Origin of the sequence: Nitratiruptor tergarcus DSM 16512 (genome assembly GCF_027946175.1) — a bacterium.
Classification (GTDB): domain Bacteria; phylum Campylobacterota; class Campylobacteria; order Campylobacterales; family Nitratiruptoraceae; genus Nitratiruptor; species Nitratiruptor tergarcus.
In genome coordinates this window covers 123,724-146,038 of sequence record NZ_AP026671.1, presented here as the reverse complement: position 1 = coordinate 146,038, position 22,315 = coordinate 123,724, and the positions used below count along the sequence as shown (strand labels likewise).

The window sequence follows — 22,315 nt, the reverse complement described above, 5'->3', positions numbered from 1 at the left end:
CATGATATTCTAAAAAATCCTGCACTTCCCCAAATTGCAGTATGGATCGCACTCCCTATACTTCTTGCTGTACTTTGGTATCTTCTTGAGCATCAAAAGCGCTAATCTGGCATAATCCGTTTATCTTGACGCCTCTTTTCTAAAAGCTTTTTCTTTTTCTCTTCCATCATTACTGCATCTTTAAGCTCCTCTTCACCATCAAATCTTGCACCATCTAAAAATTTTCCTGTGTCATCAAACTGCCCCGTTTTAAGTCCCCACACAAGTGCAAAAAGCCCAAATGCGCCCAACAGCGTAGAGATAAAGATCATCATAGCAACTACCCAAGCATCCATTTGACTCCTTTTATGCGAAAGCTATTTCCAACAACTGTTAAAGAGCTAAGAGACATTGCGAGTGCTGCAAAGAGTGGATTGACATACCCTAATACTGCTAGCGGTACAGCCACAACATTATAGAGGAGTGAGAGAGCGAGATTCTCTTTGACAGCGCGAAAAACTCTTTTACTTATCACCACTGCTTCATAAATTTTTATAGGTTTTTCGTCTAAAAGTACCACATCGCTTACACTCAGTGCAATATCAGCCCCACTTCCCATAGCAATAGCAATATCACTACATGCAAGAGCTATGGCATCATTAATCCCATCACCAGCCATTATAACCACTCTTCCCTCTTTATGCAACTGCTCTATAAAAGCACTCTTTTCTTGTGGTAAGAGCTTCGCTTTATAGTTATCTATACCAACTTTTTTTGCTACTTTTGCTGCAGCTTTTTCATTGTCGCCTGTAAGTATCCAGACTGTAAATCCTAGCTCTTTTATTTTACCTATCGCATAAGCAGCCTGCTCACGAATTTCATCACTCAACTCATAAAGTACCACTAACTCCCCATCGATCGCTACAGCAAAGAGGGAGTTATCTCCACTATATGCAATTTTTATATTCTTTTCGCGTAAAAACTCTAGACTTCCACCTACGACACTATGCCCTTGAATATTTGCCTCAACCCCTTTTGCTTTTATCTCTTTTACATCCTTTACATTCAATAGTGTAAACTCATTTTTAGACTTGAGATACTCCCATACACCTTTACTAATGGGATGGTTTGATTGCTCTACTAAAGTATAGACAATACTCTCATCAAACTCCTTAAATCTCTCCTCACTCACCACACTCGGTTTTCCTTTAGTGATAGTGCCAGTCTTATCTAGTACAAGTGTATTAGCTTTGGCAGTAGTTTCTAAAAAGCTAGCCTCCTTAAAAAGAATACCCCTTTTAAGCGCTTCACCAATTCCTACTAACGTTGCCATTGGCGTAGCTAGCCCTAAAGCACATGGACACGCTATGACAATCACACTGACTGCTACAATAAGGGCTCTCTCAAAGTCTTGCGTATACCAAAGCCAGCCCAAAAAGGTGAGTAGTGCAATAGAGAGAATTGTCACACTAAAATATCCGCTTATCTGGTTTGCAAGCTGCTCAAGATACGGCTTTTTTGTCACTGCATCTTCTAAAAGCGTTGCGATATTTGAAAGGAGTGAAGTTGAAAACTCTTTCGTAGCTCTATAGCGAATCACACTATCAAGCAGTATGGAGCCGCTTAGCACCTCATCGCCTTTTCTCTTATACACTGGCTCACTCTCACCGGTAAGACTGCTCTCATCAAAGCTTCCCTCACCACTCACAATCACACCATCAATTACTACCTTTTCACCGGGCTTTATCTCGATAATATCTCCAACTAAAACATTTTCTATACTCACAAGCGCCTTTTGGCCATCTTTGACCACCACTACTTCAGCTGGCAGTGAACCTAAAAGTGAATCAACAGTATCAACAGCTTGCTTTTTACTGAGCACCTCAAGATATTTCCCTACTAAAACAAACGTAATAATCATCGTCACTGAATCGAAGTAGACCTCACCTGTATGTGTGAGCATCGCATAGATTGAGTAGATATAAGCTAGAGTTGCGCCAGCAGCTACCAAAAAATCCATATTGATAAAGCGGTTTTTCAGCCCATAGTATGCCCCACGATAAAATACCCAACCGCTATAAAAAAGTGTTGGCGTTGCAAGTGCAAACTCAGCAATATTTAAAATATTTTTAATATCACTGCGCATACCTGTAAAAAAGCCTATATACTGTGCTATAGCAATCCACATAATATTCATCGTAGCAAAAACTGCTACTAAAATACGTGCATAATAATCACGGCGCTGCTTGATAGCCCGCTCCTCTTGAAGCTTTGGATCATACGGGTAAGCGTTATAACCAATAGAGCGAATTGTCTCAATGATTTTGGAGAGTTTGAGCTCACTTGGATCCCAGATGATTTTGGCTTTATTATTTGAATAGTTTATAGATGCTTCAATGATGCCTGGGAGTTTATGCAGCACCTTTTCATTAAGCCACACGCATGCTGCACAGTGAATCCCCTCAATAATGAGATGTATTTCATACAATCCATCATCTCTTTGCTTGACATAGCGCTTTATAAATCCCTCAAGATCAAATTTTTGGAGATCTTCTGTTTGCGTTGTAGCTGGCTGCAGTTTAGTATCACCAAGCTTATCGTAAAAGCTATCAAGCCCCTCAGCTTTTAGCAGATGGTATACTCCCTGGCAGCCTTTACAGCAAAAGTGGAGATCTCCATCTTTAATCATCACACTCTCATCGAACTCCAAATGGCAGTGATCACATTTTACTTTAGACAAAAAACTCCCCTTTGACGATCTTTATAAACTCGGTTATGCTTTGCAACAATGCCGTGCATAGCAATGAAGACACCCTCTTCATACGCATAGAGCCCCTTTGCGATAGCAAGCGTAAGATTGGAGCTTGCTTCAGCCTTATCTATACTATAAGGTATCATTGAACCTGTAAAAATAATACATTTATCTTTTACCCGCTGCGCTACATACGCAGCACTCTTATCCATCGTATCTGTTCCATGCACTACTACTATGCTTTTTTCATCCAATTTTTCAATAGTAGCAACAAGTTTTTCTCTATCCTCATCTGTAAATTCAAGACTATCTTTATAGATAAGTCCCTTGTACGCAATATTTTGATTAATATTCTTTATAATCTCTTCCACTGCTCTATTGCTTTTTGGCACAATAAGTAAGCCTTTGATTGGATCATAGATTTTATTAAAGGTTCCCCCTGTATTTAGTATAATCACACCAGACCTTTAAAAGGATATCAATGAATGAGGTTATTATATACGTTTTTGTATTAGCACTTTTTGAATTTTATGAATCATCCTGGCAAAGTGGTGCAACTTTGCAAGAGGTCATTAACAATCTCTATACAAAATACCAAAAAGGACTTTTTTATTTCTTCTTTTCCCATCCAAGTTTTATCTATGCTCTCTATCTTGGAATTAAATACGATCTTACCAATTTTTGGTTTCTCACAATCCTCTTTTTTAAATTCCTCAATATCTCTTTTGAACTAGTTGTCATTCAAAAACTCCAAGAACAAAAACTTCATGAAATTTTACCTATTCCTTTAGATATAAAAATAGAGCGCTGGATGAGTTATATTAATGTAATACTCTTTCCTCTCCTTTTATTTATTGCTTTTATGCAAACTGCATAAGTTCAAACACATATGGCACTCCGAGAGGGAGAGTGAGGAGTGCAAATCAAATACACGTTGCCAGGGCTCAAAGGATATAAAAGATTAGAGAGGATATACTACAATTCGCTTATGATAAGCGAAGAGGCAAAAAGAAGAAAAAAGATATTGGAGTTTTGGGAAAAATATGGACTAGCAGCAACAACTGAAGCTTTTGGAGTAAGCAGAAGAACACTCTTTCGATGGAAAAAGAGTTTCAATGATGCAGATGGCGATATAAAAGCCTTAAATCCAAAATCACGAAGACCAAAAAGAGTAAGAGAGTCAAAAGTTCCAATAGAAGTTATTAAAGAGATAAAACGATTAAGAAAAGCATATCCCAACATCGGCAAAGCAAAACTCTACCACCTGCTTAAACCTTTTTGTGAAGAAAAAGAACTTAAAACTCCCTCGGAATCCACAATAGGAAGAATAATCGCAAAAGCACCAGATACAATGAGACTTTTTCCCTACCGCATCGATACAAAAGGAAAAGTGAAACCAAAAAAGAAGACACAAAAAAACAGAAAACCAAAAAACCTCAAATCTAAACCATTTGAACTCTGGGCAGTCGATACCATCCAAATAGTATCAAACGGTATAAAACGATATATCCTTACTATGATTGACCCACTCACACGTATTGCATTCGCAGTAGCAATTCCATCTAAAAGAGCAAAACATACTGCATATGCTCTTGAAGCTTTAATTGATGGAATAACCTCCATCAAACAAAAACGTAAACTTGCAATTCTTTCAGATAATGGCAGTGAATTTAAAAAAGAGTTTGATGCTCTGCTTGAACAAAAAGGCTTTACACACTACTGGACATATCCAAGGAGCCCTAAAATGAATGCACACAATGAAAGATTCAATAGAACAATTCAAGAACAATTTATTCAATACTATGAAGATTTACTCTTTACAGATTTGGATGAATTCAATAAAAAATTAGCAAAATGGCTCATCGATTACAATACCAAAATACCACACTCTTCTCTTAATTTTAAATCTCCGGTACAATACCTTCTTGAAAATCATTATGAGTGCCATATGTATTGGACTTATACACAAACTTGACTAAAGCTGCTATTTTGTTTAAAATTGCAAAAACACAAGAGTTTACACTTCAAAAATTCTGCAAATACTACCGAAGAAGGAAATCATGAGCGAAAAAAATAGTGACGCAATGAGTAATTCATTATCTGAAACCACTCTTGCTGAAGAGAATGCCCAAAAAAATAAAAACAACGGCTCAAAACGCACACATATTCCCGTAGAAGGCTACACAATCGAAGAGCTTCGTACAAAAACTATCGATGAGCTTCTTGATATCGCACTAGAGCTTGGTATCGAAAACCCTCAAGAGCTCAAACGCCAAGACCTCATGTTTGAGATCCTTAAAAACCAGGTGAGCAAAGGCGGTTATATCCTCTTTACAGGAATATTGGAAGTAACACAAGAGGGATATGGGTTTTTACGCGCTATCAATGAGAACTTTTCAAATAGTGCGAATGATGCATATGTAAGTGCTACACAAATTAGACGTTTTGCATTGCGTACGGGAGATATTGTCACTGGCCAAGTAAGACCTCCAAAAGATCAAGAGCGTTACTATGCGCTTTTAAAAATTGAGGCAATCAACTATCTTCCACCTGAAGAGTCAAAAAAACGTCCCCTTTTTGATAACCTTACCCCACTCTACCCAACAGAGCGCCTTAAACTTGAATATGATCCTACTAGACTCACTGGACGCGTGCTTGATCTCTTCACACCAGTCGGAAAAGGGCAGCGTGCACTCATTGTTGCGCCTCCAAGAAGCGGGAAAACTGAGCTTATGAAAGAGCTTGCCCATGGGATCGCCAAAAACCATCCTGAAGTTGAGCTCATTGTCCTTCTTGTAGATGAGCGTCCTGAAGAGGTTACAGATATGGAGAGAAGCGTGCGGGGCGAAGTGTATAGCTCTACTTTTGATATGCCAGCAAAAAACCATGTACGCGTAGCAGAACTTGTCATAGAAAAAGCAAAAAGGCGCGTTGAGATGGGAAAAGATGTAGTTATTTTGCTCGATTCCATTACACGCCTTGCAAGAGCATACAATACCGTCACACCTTCCAGTGGTAAAGTGCTGAGCGGTGGTGTTGATGCAAATGCATTGCATAAACCTAAGAGGTTTTTTGGTGCAGCGCGTAATATTGAAGAGGGAGGAAGCCTCACAATCATCTCAACTGCACTTATCGATACGGGATCACGCATGGATGAGGTGATTTTTGAAGAGTTTAAAGGTACAGGAAACTGTGAGATCGTACTTGATAGGCGCATAGCCGATAGACGAATCTATCCTGCAATTGATGTGCTCAAATCTGGTACCCGCAAAGAGGAGCTCTTAGTAGATCCAAACACACTGCCAAAAATATGGGCACTACGCAATGCGATGCAGTCTATGGATGAAGTGGAAGCACTCAAATTCTTGTACTCTAAAATGCTCAAAACTAAAAATAATGAAGAGTTTCTCTCTATCATGAACGAAGGTGCATAATATTTGCGTGCAGCTGTTTTTGATAGTGGGATAGGGGGGCTTACTGTTGTTAAGAGTCTCCTAGCACACAAACTCTTTGATGAGATTGTATATTTTGGAGATACTGCACGCGTACCTTACGGGCCAAAAGATAAAAACACAATTATTCGCTACTCATTAGAAGCATTAGAGTTTTTTAAAAATTTTGAGCCCGATATATTAATAACTGCTTGTAACTCTGTGAGTGCCCACGCAATCGAGGAGCTGCGAGAGGTAGCTTCCTTTCCTGTGGTAGGTGTCATTGAGCCGGGAGTGTTAGCCCTTGAAAAAAAACTGCGAAATAAAAAGAGTAATATCCTCATTATTGGGACTAAAGCAACAATAGAGAGCCAAAAATATCAAAATCTCTTGCAACAAAGAGGCTACACAAATTTCACCGCCAAAGCTACTCCCCTTTTTGTACCACTAGTTGAAGAGGAGATTTTTGAAGGCGAAGTATTAAAAGCTACAATGCACCACTATTTTCAAGATTTCCATCCTGAAGCCATTATTTTAGGATGTACCCATTTCCCACTTATTGCACAGCAAATAAGTAGTTACTTTTACAATAAAGCCCTTCTCATCCATTCAGGAGAAGCAATTGTTGAGCATTTAGAAAGCACATTTCATATAAAAAAATCAAACAAAACACCTTCACTTAAACTCTTTGCCTCTGAAAATCCTGAAAAGCTCAAACGCGTTGCTGCTCAGTGGCTTTCACTCTCGCAAATATAAAAAATAGACTCTCCGTTAGAAAGCACTATTTTTACTCTTTGGCCAATTTCTCTTCGCACACAAAGCACAATAGTATTTATATCTTTTATATACCCCTCTACTTCTACGCTTTTAGAGCAGTAGTAATGATAGGTAGTTATTTTGTCTTGTGGATTTTGCGCTCTCCAGTATAGATTGTACCACACATTGGGGCGAACAAATAGGAGTTTTTGGTTAGCTTGTAAAAAATTTTTTGGAAGCTTTTTAGTTGAAAAATACCAACGAAGAAGATACTCTTCTCCTCTATATCGATAGACAAAAACTGCTCTATATCTTTTGTCGCACTCCAAAACTTCTGGAACAAAGGCAAAATCAAAATCTGAAAAAAATATGTATGGGATCTTCAGAACTATCTATTTGTTGAAGAATTTGCACAGGAGTACCATTCATATCTTGCAATGAAAATGCAACTATTTTTGGTGGCTCGCTAAAATAGTAGGGATTAAAACGAACTGCAATAGGATATCCTACAATTTTATACTTCAAAGAATTAGGTGATTCAGGATAAGCAAAAGGCACAACTGGAATATCTTTTACTGGCCAAAAAATAATTGGTGGGTTTTTCTTTTGATTTGTTTGTATAGCCTTTTGATACTGCGCAGTAGTAAGAGGTCTTTTGCATACATTTGTAAATACTCTGCCACTTTTGGCAAAAGTTTTTTGACAAGCTTTTTGCAAAGCATTATTTCCCATAACAAAAACGGTAGCACCACTCTTTGCATACCCTATGCCCACTTCATCGATACTCCAGTCCATAAAGCCTAATCTATGATAGATAGTAGCAAAGAGTATTGCAATTGACCTATTAAGATCTTTACTGTAGGCAATATTTTCTTTCACATCATAAGTTGCATAGCCAAAATGTACTGCCCTTCTACCTGCATTCTCTCCACTAAAGCCAATACTATCTTGTGATTCTATATGCCCATGAGTTTGGTGATATGCCAAATATGCCGCATGTGAAGAAGCAGCTTTTTCTAATGCAATATTTCTTTGTAAAAGAATCATTCCAAGAACATTACGGAACGAATTAAGGTAGTTATAGCCAATATATTCATTGGAATGCTTTTGTAAAGAAGCTTTTTGCGCACAACCAAAAAAGAGGACTAAAATGCTTAAAAGCGTAAATATTTTATATATTTTTATTTATAAGTCCTTCTGTAATGATAAGGCGCATATCCCATTTTGGTTTTGGAGGTGTGGGAAGTTTTACCGCATTCCACTCTGGCTTCTTGCACTCTTTTATAGCCATAGCTAAAGTTTTATCAAGAGGATATAAAAGTTCCAATTCATGTTTTGTTTTGTAAAAAACTGCTACATAAAATTTTCCCTCATATATAGCAACTCCACTCTTTTGCCAAAACTCTTTAACATGCATGTCAAAAATATATGTCACTAATTCATTATAGGGAATACCTATTGTATGCTGCACATTTGTAAGATCAATGCTTTCTAAAACTATTTCTTGATTATTTGGCAGCTTTAAATAGTCCCTTTCAATCATCAGTTCATCTATGAGATCGCTTTCATGTTTCAATGGTTGCACAGGTATTTGTAAAGAGCATGTTTTATCGTAGATTTTAAGCACTCCATTGTGCAGTGCAACTTTTCTTGAATTATCTCTATAAAAGAGAAAGAGCAAGAGCACGATGATAACAAAAAGTAATCCCGCTTTCATAGCGAACCTTTAAAGATGATGAAGTATAATTATACAATCTTTACAAAGGATCAGCATTGACATTGGCTCTGAAATACCGTCCTAAGCGCTTCGAAGACTTGATAGGACAAGAGGCGATTTCTCAGACACTCCAACGTGCACTCGATACCAATCAACTCAGCCATGCCTACCTCTTTAGTGGTCTTCGCGGTAGCGGAAAAACAAGTACTGCTCGAATCTTTAGCAAATGCCTCCTGTGCGATGAAGGACCTACTAGTACACCTTGTGAAAAGTGTGAAAACTGCACCGCAGCTAATGAAAATCGCCATATTGATATTATTGAGATGGATGCTGCAAGCAATAGAAAGATTGATGATATTAGAGACTTAATTGAGCATACAAAATATAAACCAGCTCAAGGCAGATTTAAAATCTTTATTATCGATGAAGTCCATATGCTTACAAAAGAGGCTTTCAATGCTCTTTTAAAAACTCTTGAAGAGCCGCCAGAGTATGTGAAATTTATACTCGCTACTACCGATCCTTTGAAACTTCCTGCAACGATTCTTAGCCGTACACAGCATTTTCGCTTTAAAAAGATTGCCCAAAAAGATATTCTTAACCATCTTGAACATATTCTTAACCTCGAAAATGTAGCGTTTGAACCAGAGGCTTTGCAGATAATTGCTAGAAGTGGCAGCGGAAGCTTACGCGACACTCTTACCCTTTTGGATCAAGCTATCATCTATGCTAAAGGTAAGATTACCGTACAGAGTGTCACAAATATGTTGGGTCTAGTGGATCCAAAAGAGATAGAAGAAATTTATTCACTCATTTTAAATCAAGAGAGGGAAAAAGTTTTAGAAAAAATCACCTCTATTCGTGATTATCAGAGTGAAATGGTTCTTGATGAAATGATAATCTATCTCAAAGAGGAGCTTTTTAAGAAAAGCCCAAAATTTTCTTTGATGCTCTATGAGAGGTTTTTTAAGATTTTGAGTGAGAGTAAAAATCTTCTCTTTTATAGCAGTGATGATGAGTTTGTTTTGACTCTTACAATGCTCAAACTCCTTGAAGCAACTAAAATTAAAACAATTGAAGATATTATTAATGAAATCGAACAAAGCGATACAATACCAACTACTACGCAAAAGCCCAAGCAACCCCAAAATATTCAAAAACCTCTTATAAAGTCAGCAGAAAAAAGCAGCAAAGATCCTTTCCAAAAGCTTATCGATAAACTCTATGATCGCAATTATGAGCTAGGAGAGTGCTTTGAAAAGAGTGTAAAATTTGTAAGCTTTGAAAATGGTGTGCTCAAATGGCAAAGCAATCCACAAGGAGCATGCAAAGAAAAACTCAAGCTCTCCTTTCCCACTATTCGCCACTTTATCCAAGAGATCTTTGGTGTTGAGACAAAGATTCAAAAAGTAGAACCTCCAAAGGAGGATGAGAGTAGCTGCTCATCTATGGTAGAAGAGGCAGAGTTTGGCGGTAGTTGCATCCAAAAAGAGGCAGGCCTTGCAGCAAAAGAGATCGAAGCGCAAGATATCCTCAACGACCCCCTAGTACAAAAAGCAAAAGAGCTTTTTAAGGCCAAACGGGTCGTGGTGAAACCGAAGGTGTGAAAGAATTTTTCTATATTATCCTTTTGAAATACTTCAAGTTCTAAGATATTTATTTATCCATACATCATTGAAAAAGAGATGATCAAAACGATATATTACAGTTTTTTACATTTCCACTAAAAAAATACAAACATTATTACCTTTTAGCAAGAAATGATAATTGTTGATATCATATATATATATATATTAAACTATAGAAAGAATTTCAAATGATCCTCCTACTCCCATACCTTTTTCATAACTGATAAAGAGAATTTGCCGCTATATTAATTAGAAGCAGCAGAGTTCTCTTCAATATTAACTCTTGTATATGGTGGAGAGAAATCAATTACATTATGAAGCTGATTTGCTACTGCTGAACTGTCTCCACCTTCAAACCTATTACCCCATGTAACAACTGTCCCATCATTTCTTAACGCGGCAAAAGCTGATCTACTAGAGTATATAGCTTTTACATTATGGAGTTGATTCGCAACTGCGGAGCTGTCTCCACCATAATTACTATCACCCCACGTAACAACTGTTCCATCATTTCTTAACGCGGCAAAAGCTGATCTACTAGAGTATATAGCTTTTACATTATGGAGTTGATTCGTTACTGCCGAACTATCTCCACCATAATTACTATCACCCCACGTAACGACTGTTCCATCATTTCTTAGCGCCGCAAAAGCTGATGTAGTAGAGTATATAGCTTTTATATTATGCAGTTGATTCGCGACTGCTGAACTATCTCCTCCAGAACTACTATCGCCCCATGTAACTACTGTCCCATCATTTCTCAATGCTGCAAATGCTTTATCAGTAGAGTATATTATTTTTACATTATGCAATTGATTCGCCACTACTGAACTGTCTCCTCCAGAACCCTTCCAACCCCATGTAATAACTGTTCCGTCATTTTTCAGTGCTGCAAATGCTTGTTCGGTAGAATAAATAACCTTTATATTATGTAGTCGTTCTGTTACAGAAGAACTGTCTCCACCATATATGCCATACCCCCATGTAACTACAGTACCGTCATTTTTCAATGCCGCAAATGCCATCCGCGTGGAGAATATTGTTTTTATATTATGTAGCTGTTCTGCTACTGCAGTACTGTCTCCACCATCATTACTATCACCCCATGTTACAACTGTCCCATCATATCTTAATGCTGCAAAAGCACCTCCACTAGTGTAGATAGCTTTTATATTATAAAGCTGATCTGCTACAGAAGAACTATCTGCGCCCCAACCCCTAGAACCCCATGTATAGACAGTTCCATCGGTTCTTAATGCTGCAAAAGCTGATGTAGTAGAGTATATTGCCTTTATTTTATGTTGCTTATCTTCTACTTCCTCCAAATTTCCTCCGCTATAACTAAAGGCTGTTCCATCATTTCTCAAAAATGCAAAGCCAATAGAATTAGAATAAATCGTTTTTACGTTTTGGAATAAATTAGCAGATTCTGTAGGAAGAATATAACCAAATCCCCACATCACCACTGTTCCATCATCTCTTAGTGCTGCAAAAGCATCTCCATTAGCCCACATTCCAGGATAGTGCTCTGGGAAAAGAGTGGTTTGTTTCGCAGGATCGTATGCGATTTCACTCTGTGAAATAGAACTGGAACTACTGCTAGAGCTTGAAGAGGAAGAGCTACTTTGCGAACTTAAGCTGCTTGAACTGTTGGAGCTTGAACTTGAAGAAGCACCACTACCTTCATAGCTCACTCTTGTATACGGTGGAGAGAAATCTATTATATTATTGAGTTGATTCGCTACTGCGGAGCTGTCTCCACCATAATTACTATCACCCCACGTAACGACTGTTCCATCATTTTTTAATGCCGCAAAAGCGCCATCAGTAGAGTATATCTCTTTGATGTTTTGCAATTGATTCGCTACTGCGGAGCTGTCTCCACCATAATTACTATCACCCCACGTAACGACTGTTCCATCATTTTTTAATGCCGCAAAAGCGCCATCAGTAGAGTATATCTCTTTGATGTTTTGCAATTGATTCGCTACTGCGGAGCTGTCTCCACCATCATAACTATCGCCCCACGTAACGACTGTTCCATCATTTTTTAATGCCGCAAACGCATCAAAAGTAGAGTATATTGCCTTTATATTATGGAGTTGATTCGCTACTACTGAACTGTCTCCACCCTCATCTGGATCACCCCATGTAACGACTGTTCCATCATTTTTTAATGCCGCAAAAGCATGCCAAGTAGAATATATCACTTTTACATTATGGAGTTGATTCGCTACTGCGGAACTGTCTCCACCTTCATCTGGATCACCCCATGTAACGACTGTTCCATCATTTTTTAGTGCCGCAAATGCATGCTCCGTAGAGTATATTGCCTTTATATTATGGAGTTGATTCGCTACTGCCGAACTATCTCCACCATATAAACCCCAAGTAACTACTGTTCCATCATTTTTTAGTGCCGCAAATGCCGTATAATTTGAGTAAACAGCTTTTATGTTATGCAATTGATTCGCTACTGCGGAGCTGTCTCCACCATATAAACCCCAAGTAACTACTGTTCCATCATTTTTTAGTGCCGCAAATGCAGTCCAAGTAGAATATATCACTTTTACATTATGGAGTTGATTCGCTACTGCGGAACTATCTCCTCCAAAATCTCTATCACCCCATGTAACGACTGTTCCATCATTTCTCAGTGCAGCAAATGCTCCACCTGTAGAGTATATCGCTTTTACATTATGGAGTTGATTCGCTACTGCGGAACTATCTCCTCCAAAATCTCTATCACCCCATGTAACAACTGTTCCATCATTTCTCAGTGCAACAAATGCCGATGCGTTAGAGTATATTACTTTTACATCATGCAATTCACTAACAATTACAGAACTATCTCCACCGCTCTCACTATCACCCCAAGTAACTACTGTACCATCATTTTTCAATGCTGCAAATGCTGCTATATTCGACCACATACTTGGATAATGTCCTGGGAAAAGAGTAGTCTGTTTGGCAGGGTCATTTGCAATACCAAATGTGGAAGTGGAGCTGGAACTACTGCTGGAGCTTGAAGAGAAAGAGCTGCTTTGAGAGCTTAAGCTGCTGCTAGAACTGCTGCTGGAGCTTGTACTGCTAGAACTTGAACTGCTGGAACTGCTGGAACTTGAACTGCTGGAACTGCTGGAACTTGAACTGCTGGAAGCAGTGCAACTTTCATAGTTTACTCTTGTATATGGCGGAGATAAATCAATTACATTATGAAGTTGATCTGCTACTGCTGAGCTAATTCCTCCAGAATTATAATCACCCCATGTAACAACAGTTCCGTCATTTCTAAGTGCTGCAAATGCAAATTGATTAGAATATATAGTTTTTACATTATTTAGTTGATGTGCTACTGCTGAACTATTTCCGCCAAAAGCACCGTTTCCCCATGTTACAACGGTTCCATTATTTTTCAATGCCGCAAAAGCAAATCCAGTAGAATATATCGCTTTTACATTTTTAAGCTTGTCAGCTACAGTAGAACTATCGCCCCCATGATTGCTATCACCCCATGTAACGACTGTTCCATCATTTTTCAGTGCTGCAAATGCTCCTGCAGTAGAATATATTGTTTTTACATTTTTAAGCTTGCTAGCTACAGCCGAACTATCGCCTCCATTTACAGATGAACCCCATGTAACAACTGTTCCGTCATTTTTCAGTGCTGCAAATGCATATTCGGTAGAATATATTGCTTTTACATCTGTTAATTTATTCTTGACAGCTGAACTATCCGCATAACCGCCCCAACTAATGACCGTTCCATCATTTTTTAGTGCTGCAAATCCCCATCCACTAGGATAGATTTCTTTTACATTTGTAAGTTTTTCATATAACTCCGGTGTTAATAAATCTATACTTTCACCCCAAGAATTACCTCCCCAGCTAACAACTGTACCATCATTTCTCAATGCTGCAAACGCCCATCCACTAGGATAGATTTCTTTTATGTTAGTTAATTTCCCAGCTACAGCCGAACTATCACCTCCATTTACAGATGAACCCCATGTAACAACTGTTCCATCATTTTTTAATGCTGCAAAAGCACCCTTAGTAGAATAAATAGCTTTTACATTTTTAAGCTTGCCAGCTACAGCCGAACTATCACCTCCATTTACAGATGAACCCCATGTAACAACTGTTCCATCATTTTTTAATGCTGCAAAAGCACCCTTAGTAGAATAAATAGCTTTTACATTTGTTAATCTATTCTGTACAGTACTTGCATCACCCGCATTATAATAAGTACTACCCCATACAACTACTGTTCCATCATTTTTTAATGCAGCAAATGCCGCTGAAGTAGAGTATATAGCTTTTATATTTGTTAGTTTATCAGCTACTTTTGAACTATCACCTCCATTTCCAAATGCACCCCAGGTAACAACTGTTCCATCGCTTCTTAGTGCTGCAAATGCACTATCATTTGCCCACATGCCAGGATAGTGTCCTGGGAAAAGAGTATTTTGTTTTGCAGGGTCATATGCAGCACTACATGAGGAAGTGGAAGTGGAACTGGAGCTACTGCTTGAGATTGAAGATGAAGAGCTGCTTTGAGAACTTGAACTTGAACTGCTTAAGCTTGATATGCTAGAGCTTGAAGATAAAGAGCTACTTTGAGAACTTGAGCTACTTGAGCTGCTTCCAGATGAGAGTGCTTCCATGTCACACTGCAATGGAATACTTCCAGTATATTTGAAATATATGCGTAACTCATAACTTCCTTGTACTGCTCCAGGAATTACTTTATGAAGAGTTTTAAGACATTTCAACTCAATATTTGGTAATGGATCTCCTCTTCCATCACAATTAAGATCAAAATATTCCATTATTCCTGTTTGCGTAAGTCCCGTCAGTTTATAAATATGCAATGGTTCAGAGAAAGGAATAACTATCCATGAATATGCAGAGTCATAATCACCTTTAAAACGAAGATTGATAAACATTGCAAGTGGATTCTTGACATCGAGATCTTTTGGTATTGTTACAAGCTCTTTCCATCCGAATTTGTTGAATGAAGTAGGAGATGTCCCTAAAAGCCGGTAAGCTTTATTTGATTCAAGAGAAAAGAAAAGCCAATCGTTACTCTCAATATCCCCATTTTTATTAAAATCATACATAAAAAAAAGACCATTAATAGCAAAACCTTCATCTCTCGTAATATGCTTTGTCAAACAATTAAGATAATTAGTATCAATTGAACATGCCAGTGAAAATATTGCTGAGAGGAAAAACAAGAGGAGTTTTTTCATGGAAGATCCTTTATATTTTTATGTATCTTTAATTGTATTTTATCTTTTATATTTTTAATATAACATTAAAAACTACCCATCTTAGATAATTGCTTTGATCTCAAAATGTAAGATTAGAATTTTCTTAATACACGCAAAATTTTTATTTGATATAATCATTGCTTTAGTAAACCAAAGATTCTTAAATGATAATGTCAAGAAATGTTCGCAATTTCTTCCCAGTGAATTTTTCAAATCATAAATTTAAGTTATCAATTCAAGCAGCTTTTTGAAGCTTTTCAGATTGTATATAGCTTCTTTCAATTTTCCAGTCTTCAGTATATTCCATCAAATATGTAGCAATGAGCCTTAAGTAAGATTCTTTTGATGGAAATATAGAAATAACCTTTGAACGCCTTCTAATCTCTTTATTGATTCTTTCTAACACATTTGTTGAACTAATCCTTCTGCATAAGTTCAAACACATATGGCACTCCGAGAGGGAGAGTGAGGAGTGCAAATCAAATACACGTTGCCAGGGCTCAAAGGATATAAAAGATTAGAGAGGATATACTACAATTCGCTTATGATAAGCGAAGAGGCAAAAAGAAGAAAAAAGATATTGGAGTTTTGGGAAAAATATGGACTAGCAGCAACAACTGAAGCTTTTGGAGTAAGCAGAAGAACACTCTTTCGATGGAAAAAGAGTTTAAATGATGCAGATGGCGATATAAAAGCCTTAAATCCAAAATCACGAAGACCAAAAAGAGTAAGAGAGTCAAAAGTTCCAATAGAAGTTATTAAAGAGATAAAACGATTAAGAAAAGCATATCCCAACATCGGCAAAGCAAAACTCTACCACCTGCTTAAACCTTTTTGTGAAGAAAAAGAACTTAAAACTCCCTCGGAATCCACAATAGGAAGAATAATCGCAAAAGCACCAGATACAATGAGACTTTTTCCCTACCGCATCGATACAAAAGGAAAAGTGAAACCAAAAAAGAAGACACAAAAAAACAGAAAACCAAAAAACCTCAAATCTAAACCATTTGAACTCTGGGCAGTCGATACCATCCAAATAGTATCAAACGGTATAAAACGATATATCCTTACTATGATTGACCCACTCACACGTATTGCATTCGCAGTGGCGATTCCATCCAAAAGAGCAAGACATACTGCATATGCTCTTGAAGCTTTAATTGATGGAATAACTTCCATCAAACAAAAACGTAAACTTGCAATTCTTTCAGATAATGGCAGTGAATTTAAAAAAGAGTTTGACGCTCTGCTTGAACAAAAAGGCTTTACACACTACTGGACATATCCAAGGAGCCCTAAAATGAATGCACACAATGAGAGATTTAATAGAACCATCCAAGAACAGTTTATCAATTACCATGAAGATCTACTCTTTACAGACTTAGATGCATTCAATAAAAAATTAGCCCAATGGCTCATCGATTACAATACCAAAATACCTCACTCTTCTCTTAATTTTAAATCTCCGGTACAATACCTTCTTGAAAATCATTATGAGTGCCATATGTATTGGACTTATACACTCTTTTGCTTTGTGGGGAACATGTGCCAGGATATTACGCATAAAATGGACTTTACATCTTTGCCAAGAAGCACCAAGAAAAACCTCTTTAAAAGCTTTTTGGATTCCTAAATGTGCATCGCTGACAAGTAGTGCTATTTTTTGCAAACCTCTTGCTTTAAGTCTATCAAAGAAGTTTTTCCAAGTTTCATAGGATTCATTGATAAATAGCTCTATTGCCAATACTTCTCTTTTTCCTTCTAAATTTACTCCATAGGCTATCATTATTGCTGTAGAAACTACTTTACCATCATAGTCTCTCACTTTCTCATACAAAGCATCTACCCATTTGAGAGGATACTCTTTTTGCAAAGGACGATTACGAAACTCTTCAACTTGCTCATCGAGTCCTTTATTGATTTGTGACACCTGAGATGCACTGATATTCTCAATTCCAAGCTCTTTTGCCAAACGCTCTATCTTTCTTGTTGAAACTCCGTTTACATAGCCTGCATACCATTGCAATCAATGCCTGCTCACTCCTTTTTCTCTCTGTGATGAAAAAAGGAATATAGCCTCCTTTTCTAATCTTTGGAACCATCTTCTGCTTGCAGTGATGTGAACGTAGTGAAACGAAAATACACAGCGCCAAGTCTTGTATCAAATCTTCTTGGTCTATAACCGCTAAACTAGCTCTTTCTCTCACTATTATGCTCACCTTTTTTAGCTCCAACTTTTGCTTCTGACTCTATTTGCATCAACTGCTCCATCATCCATTTCAGCATTGCAAGCAGTGGATCATCTTCAAGCACAAATTGTGTCATTATCTCTTTAAATATTTTTTAGCTCTTTTTTGCTATTATTCCTCATGGATAGGCTTCCTCCGTTAAGCTTTTTTCTCACTGGGAAGTCTTTCCAACTCTCTTCTCTCTTTTCAATTCTTGAAATCTTGAAAAGTCCCTAAAGAGTCTTCAAGCTAAATTGCGAACAAAAGTGTACACTATCCATTATTCGAGGGAAAATTTCATTTGATAGCATAATCTATTCAGATAAATGGAGAGGATATGATGTACTTGTCGATGTTGGCTATGATAAACATTTTAGAGTCAATCATGGAAATAATGAATTTGCAAGAGGTAAGAATCATATCAATGGAATAGAATCTTTTTGGAGTTATGCTCTTGTGCTTGCACTCTCTGTGAGAAAATGAGATTGTATAAATTTAGAGGTCTTTCACAAGATAAATTCAATTTACACTTAAAAGAGTGTGAATTTAGATTCAATAATCGTCATAACGACTTATTCAAAATTCTTATAAAAAAATTTGAAAATAATCCTCTAAACTAGTCTTGAGCCAATTTTTATAAAAGAGAAAGTATTTTCTCTTTTATAAATTTATAACTATGGATATGTAAAAGTTGTAACATCTTTCCTATCACCTTCAGAAGATAATGTTCCAGTATATGTACCGAGAAGTTGTCCATTTTTTACAATTCGCACTGTGTATGCAACATTATGTACTTCTTGTCCACAGTAATCATAATACTCCACTGCAACTTTATATGTCCCATTTGGAGGAGTATTTTCCCAATAGATATTTTCTGGTTTACCCATTTCGAAATTGCCACATTGATTGTCCCTATCTAATTTTCCGCCAGAGGGGACTATAGTATTGTACCAATAGATAGTTTTGCCATTTGGATCAGTTACATAAAGATCAATGTCCGCTTTCACATGCCAAGTCAATGTAATTTGTAACTTACCAGTTCCAGTAGCTGCTGTCGGCTCTCCCCAACAAGGTGGCGTTCCTTTTGTCCATGAGCCATCATTAAGATCATCAGTACGAACAAAATATAATGCGGTTCCCGGAGAAATTATCGTAGGCGTTGGGGAAATCCTGCGCCAATATGTATCATATTTTGGTAAATACAAAGGGTCTCTATTATTGTATTCTGATCTACACACAAATTCTATCAAGTTATAACTACCACTTGGAAGAAAAGCTTTTTGAGGATCATTACGATGGTTATCAGCAGTACTTTCTGCAATAACGTTATAGTCATTGGTAAATTGAAACCAATTGTTATATGCTTCAGTATCACTTATCGTATACCCATCGGTACATACTCCATACTCAGCTTTTACCGGTAATCCAGGATTTCCTCCAATAGACATAAAAGGATTTGGCGCATAAGTATCTGTCCCACCTGAAACATATATATAGCCACCATGTTGCTGTTTCCATCTTTCCCATGCTCCAGAATCAGTTCCAGCTTCAAAAGATGCAAGACCATAAGGAGAAAAATGTAGAATGGAAGCAGTAACTATACGAGCTGCTTTATCAACATTACTTGGAATTACATGCCATTTTCCAGTTTGCTGGTCCTTTGTCGCAATACCTACTATTTTATTGGGATCTGTTCCTGGTAAAATAGGTAATGTAATTTTTACAGGATTAGAAAATATAAAGCCCTCTGGACCTAATTCATATATGTGATTTTCCATTCTTATTCCACCTGAAGAATATGGAGTTGAGAGATTCTTTTTCTCTATTGTAAATATCATCTCTCCTATACTGCCATTCTCTTCCAATGGCACCGCACCAGTTGGTACAAATATTTTTGCTCCATCTGGCAGAGAAACAGAACCTTGCATATTGCTTTTTATTCGTACAGATGCTTTTCCTATAATTGGACTACTTGAGCTACTGCTACTGGAACTACTACCAAAAACAGTTGGATCACAATTGAGTTGATATTGCCCTGTGTAATTGAAAATCATTTTATAACCATTTTGACCAGTCTCCTCTCCTGGCAAAGGAACATGAGGTTTTTGAAAAGCTTGTAAGCCTATATCTGGTAGTGGATTTGGATATCCATCACAGTCAAGATCAAAGTAAACAAAGCTACCAGTTGGTGTAGTTCCCATCAATTTATATACTTCAAATGGTTCACTTCTGTTAGGCACATAAATCCAAGAAAAAGCTGTCGACTCATCTCCATAAAATCCTAAGTATATAAAAAATCCTGTAGGTAGTTCATCCATATCCTGAGGTAATGAAGCGAGTTGCTGCCATCCAAATGCATTATCGGATGTTGGCTGTACTCCTAACAGTCTATAAGATTTCTTACTATCATTGGAATAATATATCCAATCGTTTCTTTCAATTTGACCATTTTTATTGAAATCATACAAATAAAAAAAACCATTGACAGCAAAACCATCCGATTTTGTTATATGCTTTGTCAAACAATCAAGATAGTTTGTATCTATCGAACATGCAAGTGATAATATCGTTGATGCGATAAACAAAAGGAGCTTTTTCATGATAAATCCTTTATGTTTTGTATCTTTTATAAATACTTTATTTACATTATGCTCCTACTTGTATTAATTTTTACTTAAACTAAAACTATTTATAGTAATAATTTGTTTTTACAATATTTTAATAGAAATAATATGTAATAAGGAAAATAAGGATAAACTAGGATAGTGTACACTATCCTAGTGTTCTTGAAAGAATCAATAAGCAGATAAGAAAAAATTATAAAATAATGACAATATTTCTATCCAAAAGAATCATATCTTTGGCTTATTGCTACGTATCTGATGGAATATATAAAGAGCTAAAGATTGAAAGAAACTTATACAACCTATAAAATAAAACCTAACAAGCTTCAACAGGTATGGAAATCTATAGGTACAGCTTCAAAAAGCTACTTGTTATACAATAAAATATAACTTAACTAAGAAAAAATTTCTTAACAGTATTTTTTCTATTATTGTTTAAATTCATTTAATAAGAGAGCAATTTTCTTATTTTCTCTTCTCTATTTTTTCCTTTACATTCATCTTTACAAAACTCCACAATCTTTCCATGAAATCTTGCATAAATTTGTGCTAGAGGTAGCTCTTTATCGTAAAGATCATAAATTCTATCTAAATTTTCAATAATAGAATCACTCAAAAACTCTTGCAGTTCGCTGTATGTTTCAAACTCATATCCCAAAAATCGCATGATTTTTGCAGTATACGCATCAACTACTAAAAAATCTCTGTAGCAAGCATAGTTGAGGATACTATCTGCTGTCTCAAAGCCTATTCCTTTTTGACTAAGCAGCCAACTGCGAGAAGGCCTCTTTGCAAAAGCTTCAAAACTTCCATATTCTTCAAGCATATTTGTCACTAACTTTTGGATGCGAAAGGCTTTTGTATTGTAAAATCCAGCTGGTTTAATGAGCTCAGCTAACCTCTTTTGTTCAATTGCTACAATCTTTTCTGGTGCTATCTCTCCTCCTACAGTATTCCTGAGATTTTCTAAAGCCTTCTCAACGTTTTCCCATTTGGTATTTTGCGTTAAAACTGCCCCAATTACTACTTCAAAGCTTCCACTCTTTGGCCACCAGTAGGGATCTCTTTCATCTTTAATATATCCTAGCTCTTTAAGTCTTTTTATAAGCTCATAAGCTATCATTCTATCCTTGCCTTTTGTACTATCTGCCACCCTTCATCATCATAAGCTTTAATTTTCAAAGCATCCTTACATCTTCCATTCTCAAACGTAAAAACCACCATCTGTAAAATTGCTTTACATTTATCAGGTACATCAAAATGGCCTGGAAGACCTGTTAAAAATCGCTTTATTGGTACATCTGCCCCCATACCAATCACATTATCTCTACAGCCTGTAAGCCCAACATCTGTCACATATCCAGCTCCTCCATCTATTTGCAAATCATCACTCCCTACATGCGTATGCGTTCCAGCAAGTGCACTGATGCGATCTTTTAGCATCAAAAACATAGCCCGCTTCTCACTCGTAGCTTCAGCGTGAAAATCGATAAAGATATTCTCTATTCCCTCACTTTTGAGAATATCCACGATTTTGTTTGCAGCAATAAACGGATTTTCTACCATAGGCATTGTGAAATATCCCATAACATTAACGATTGCAAGATTGAGATCTTCAATTATTTGATACCCTCTGCCCGGTACACCTTCAGGATAATTAATAGGTCGTAAAAGTGGCATAGATTCAAGCAGCGGTAAGATATCTTTTTTATCCCAAGTGTGGTTACCTCCTGTCATGAGATCGATGCCTGCATTAAAAAGCTCATTGGCATTTTTAGGCGTCAGCCCAAAACCATGGCTTGCATTTTCATAATTTGCTACCACAAAATCGAGTGCAAGCTCCTTTTTTATCTCCAACAAATAGCGTTTTACCATTTTTCGTCCAGGTCGTCCAACTATATCACCAATAAATCCAAGTTTCACT

General features: G+C 37.0%; 15 protein-coding genes and 4 pseudogenes. 7 read left to right on the top strand and 12 right to left on the bottom strand.

The window, feature by feature from the left end; translation table 11 throughout:
* Window positions 1–101 precede the first annotated feature (101 nt).
* From ccoS to NITER_RS00785, 3 genes are read right to left on the bottom strand one after another with little or no spacing between them, the layout of a single operon-like run.
* Window positions 102–335, bottom strand: a complete 234-nt coding sequence (gene ccoS, locus NITER_RS00795) for a cbb3-type cytochrome oxidase assembly protein CcoS (protein WP_084276527.1) — start codon at window positions 333–335, stop codon at window positions 102–104.
* Window positions 320–2,719, bottom strand: coding sequence for a heavy metal translocating P-type ATPase (locus NITER_RS00790; protein WP_084276528.1), 2,400 nt, complete (start codon window positions 2,717–2,719; stop codon window positions 320–322). The genes ccoS and NITER_RS00790 overlap by 16 nt, the downstream gene beginning before the upstream one ends.
* Window positions 2,707–3,189, bottom strand: coding sequence for an asparaginase domain-containing protein (locus tag NITER_RS00785; protein WP_084276529.1), 483 nt, complete (start codon window positions 3,187–3,189; stop codon window positions 2,707–2,709). The genes NITER_RS00790 and NITER_RS00785 overlap by 13 nt, the downstream gene beginning before the upstream one ends.
* A 23-nt stretch (window positions 3,190–3,212) precedes the next feature.
* On the opposite strand from NITER_RS00785, the gene NITER_RS00780 reads away from it, so the two are divergent.
* From NITER_RS00780 to murI, 4 genes are all read left to right on the top strand, one after another.
* Complete coding sequence (locus NITER_RS00780; RefSeq protein ID WP_084276530.1) at window positions 3,213–3,608, top strand: hypothetical protein; 396 nt, start codon at window positions 3,213–3,215, stop codon at window positions 3,606–3,608.
* 39 nt (window positions 3,609–3,647) lie between these two features.
* Window positions 3,648–4,706 (top strand): integrase core domain-containing protein, encoded by a 1,059-nt coding sequence (locus NITER_RS00775; RefSeq protein WP_281847799.1) that lies wholly within the window; start codon window positions 3,648–3,650, stop codon window positions 4,704–4,706.
* 85 nt (window positions 4,707–4,791) lie between these two features.
* Window positions 4,792–6,165, top strand: a complete 1,374-nt coding sequence (gene rho / locus NITER_RS00770; RefSeq protein WP_231988915.1) for a transcription termination factor Rho — start codon at window positions 4,792–4,794, stop codon at window positions 6,163–6,165.
* Window positions 6,166–6,168: 3 nt separating this feature from the next.
* Window positions 6,169–6,918, top strand: a complete 750-nt coding sequence (murI, locus tag NITER_RS00765) for a glutamate racemase (RefSeq protein WP_084274532.1) — start codon at window positions 6,169–6,171, stop codon at window positions 6,916–6,918.
* Here the strand turns inward: murI and NITER_RS00760 are convergent.
* The 3 genes from NITER_RS00760 to NITER_RS00750 form a co-directional block, all read right to left on the bottom strand.
* Window positions 6,891–7,247 (bottom strand): hypothetical protein, encoded by a 357-nt coding sequence (locus NITER_RS00760; RefSeq protein ID WP_084274530.1) that lies wholly within the window; start codon window positions 7,245–7,247, stop codon window positions 6,891–6,893. The two genes, murI and NITER_RS00760, sit on opposite strands and share 28 nt — an antisense overlap.
* Before the next feature lie 22 nt (window positions 7,248–7,269).
* Window positions 7,270–8,007, bottom strand: a complete 738-nt coding sequence (locus NITER_RS00755) for a CAP domain-containing protein (RefSeq protein WP_269457003.1) — start codon at window positions 8,005–8,007, stop codon at window positions 7,270–7,272.
* Window positions 8,008–8,089: 82 nt separating this feature from the next.
* A complete protein-coding gene (locus NITER_RS00750) occupies window positions 8,090–8,635 on the bottom strand; it encodes a hypothetical protein (RefSeq protein ID WP_084274526.1) in 546 nt (181 codons plus the stop codon).
* A 56-nt stretch (window positions 8,636–8,691) separates the two neighbouring features.
* Here NITER_RS00750 and NITER_RS00745 point away from each other — a divergent pair, with 56 nt between their 5' ends.
* A complete protein-coding gene (locus NITER_RS00745) occupies window positions 8,692–10,242 on the top strand; it encodes a DNA polymerase III subunit gamma/tau (protein ID WP_084274525.1) in 1,551 nt (516 codons plus the stop codon).
* Between the two features lie 266 nt (window positions 10,243–10,508).
* Here the strand turns inward: NITER_RS00745 and NITER_RS00740 are convergent, their stop codons facing one another.
* A complete protein-coding gene (locus NITER_RS00740) occupies window positions 10,509–15,518 on the bottom strand; it encodes an RCC1 domain-containing protein (protein ID WP_281847796.1) in 5,010 nt (1,669 codons plus the stop codon).
* 256 nt (window positions 15,519–15,774) lie between these two features.
* Window positions 15,775–15,966 (bottom strand): annotated as a pseudogene (locus tag NITER_RS00735) (transposase); the annotation flags it as partial.
* 45 nt (window positions 15,967–16,011) lie between these two features.
* Here NITER_RS00735 and NITER_RS00730 point away from each other — a divergent pair.
* Window positions 16,012–17,061 (top strand): annotated as a pseudogene (locus NITER_RS00730) (integrase core domain-containing protein); the annotation flags it as partial.
* On the opposite strand, the pseudogene NITER_RS10230 reads toward NITER_RS00730, so the two are convergent.
* Window positions 17,062–17,910 (bottom strand): annotated as a pseudogene (locus NITER_RS10230) (IS256 family transposase); the annotation flags it as partial.
* Between the two features lie 130 nt (window positions 17,911–18,040).
* Between NITER_RS10230 and NITER_RS00715 the strand changes: the two are divergent.
* Window positions 18,041–18,387 (top strand): annotated as a pseudogene (locus NITER_RS00715) (transposase); the annotation flags it as partial.
* Window positions 18,388–18,441: 54 nt separating this feature from the next.
* On the opposite strand, the gene NITER_RS00710 reads toward NITER_RS00715, so the two are convergent.
* The 3 genes from NITER_RS00710 to NITER_RS00700 form a co-directional block, all read right to left on the bottom strand.
* Window positions 18,442–20,367: a hypothetical protein gene (locus tag NITER_RS00710; RefSeq protein WP_084274536.1), complete on the bottom strand. Its 1,926-nt coding sequence runs from the start codon at window positions 20,365–20,367 to the stop codon at window positions 18,442–18,444.
* Window positions 20,368–20,836: 469 nt separating this feature from the next.
* Entirely contained in the window at window positions 20,837–21,514 is a 678-nt protein-coding gene (locus NITER_RS00705; protein WP_084274538.1) for a 3-methyladenine DNA glycosylase, read from the bottom strand.
* The gene (locus NITER_RS00700) at window positions 21,511–22,314 is read right to left on the bottom strand and encodes a TIGR00282 family metallophosphoesterase (RefSeq protein ID WP_084274540.1); all 804 of its coding nucleotides are present in this window, start codon (window positions 22,312–22,314) and stop codon (window positions 21,511–21,513) included. Before NITER_RS00700 ends, NITER_RS00705 begins: the two co-directional genes overlap by 4 nt.
* Window position 22,315: the final 1 nt, after the last annotated feature.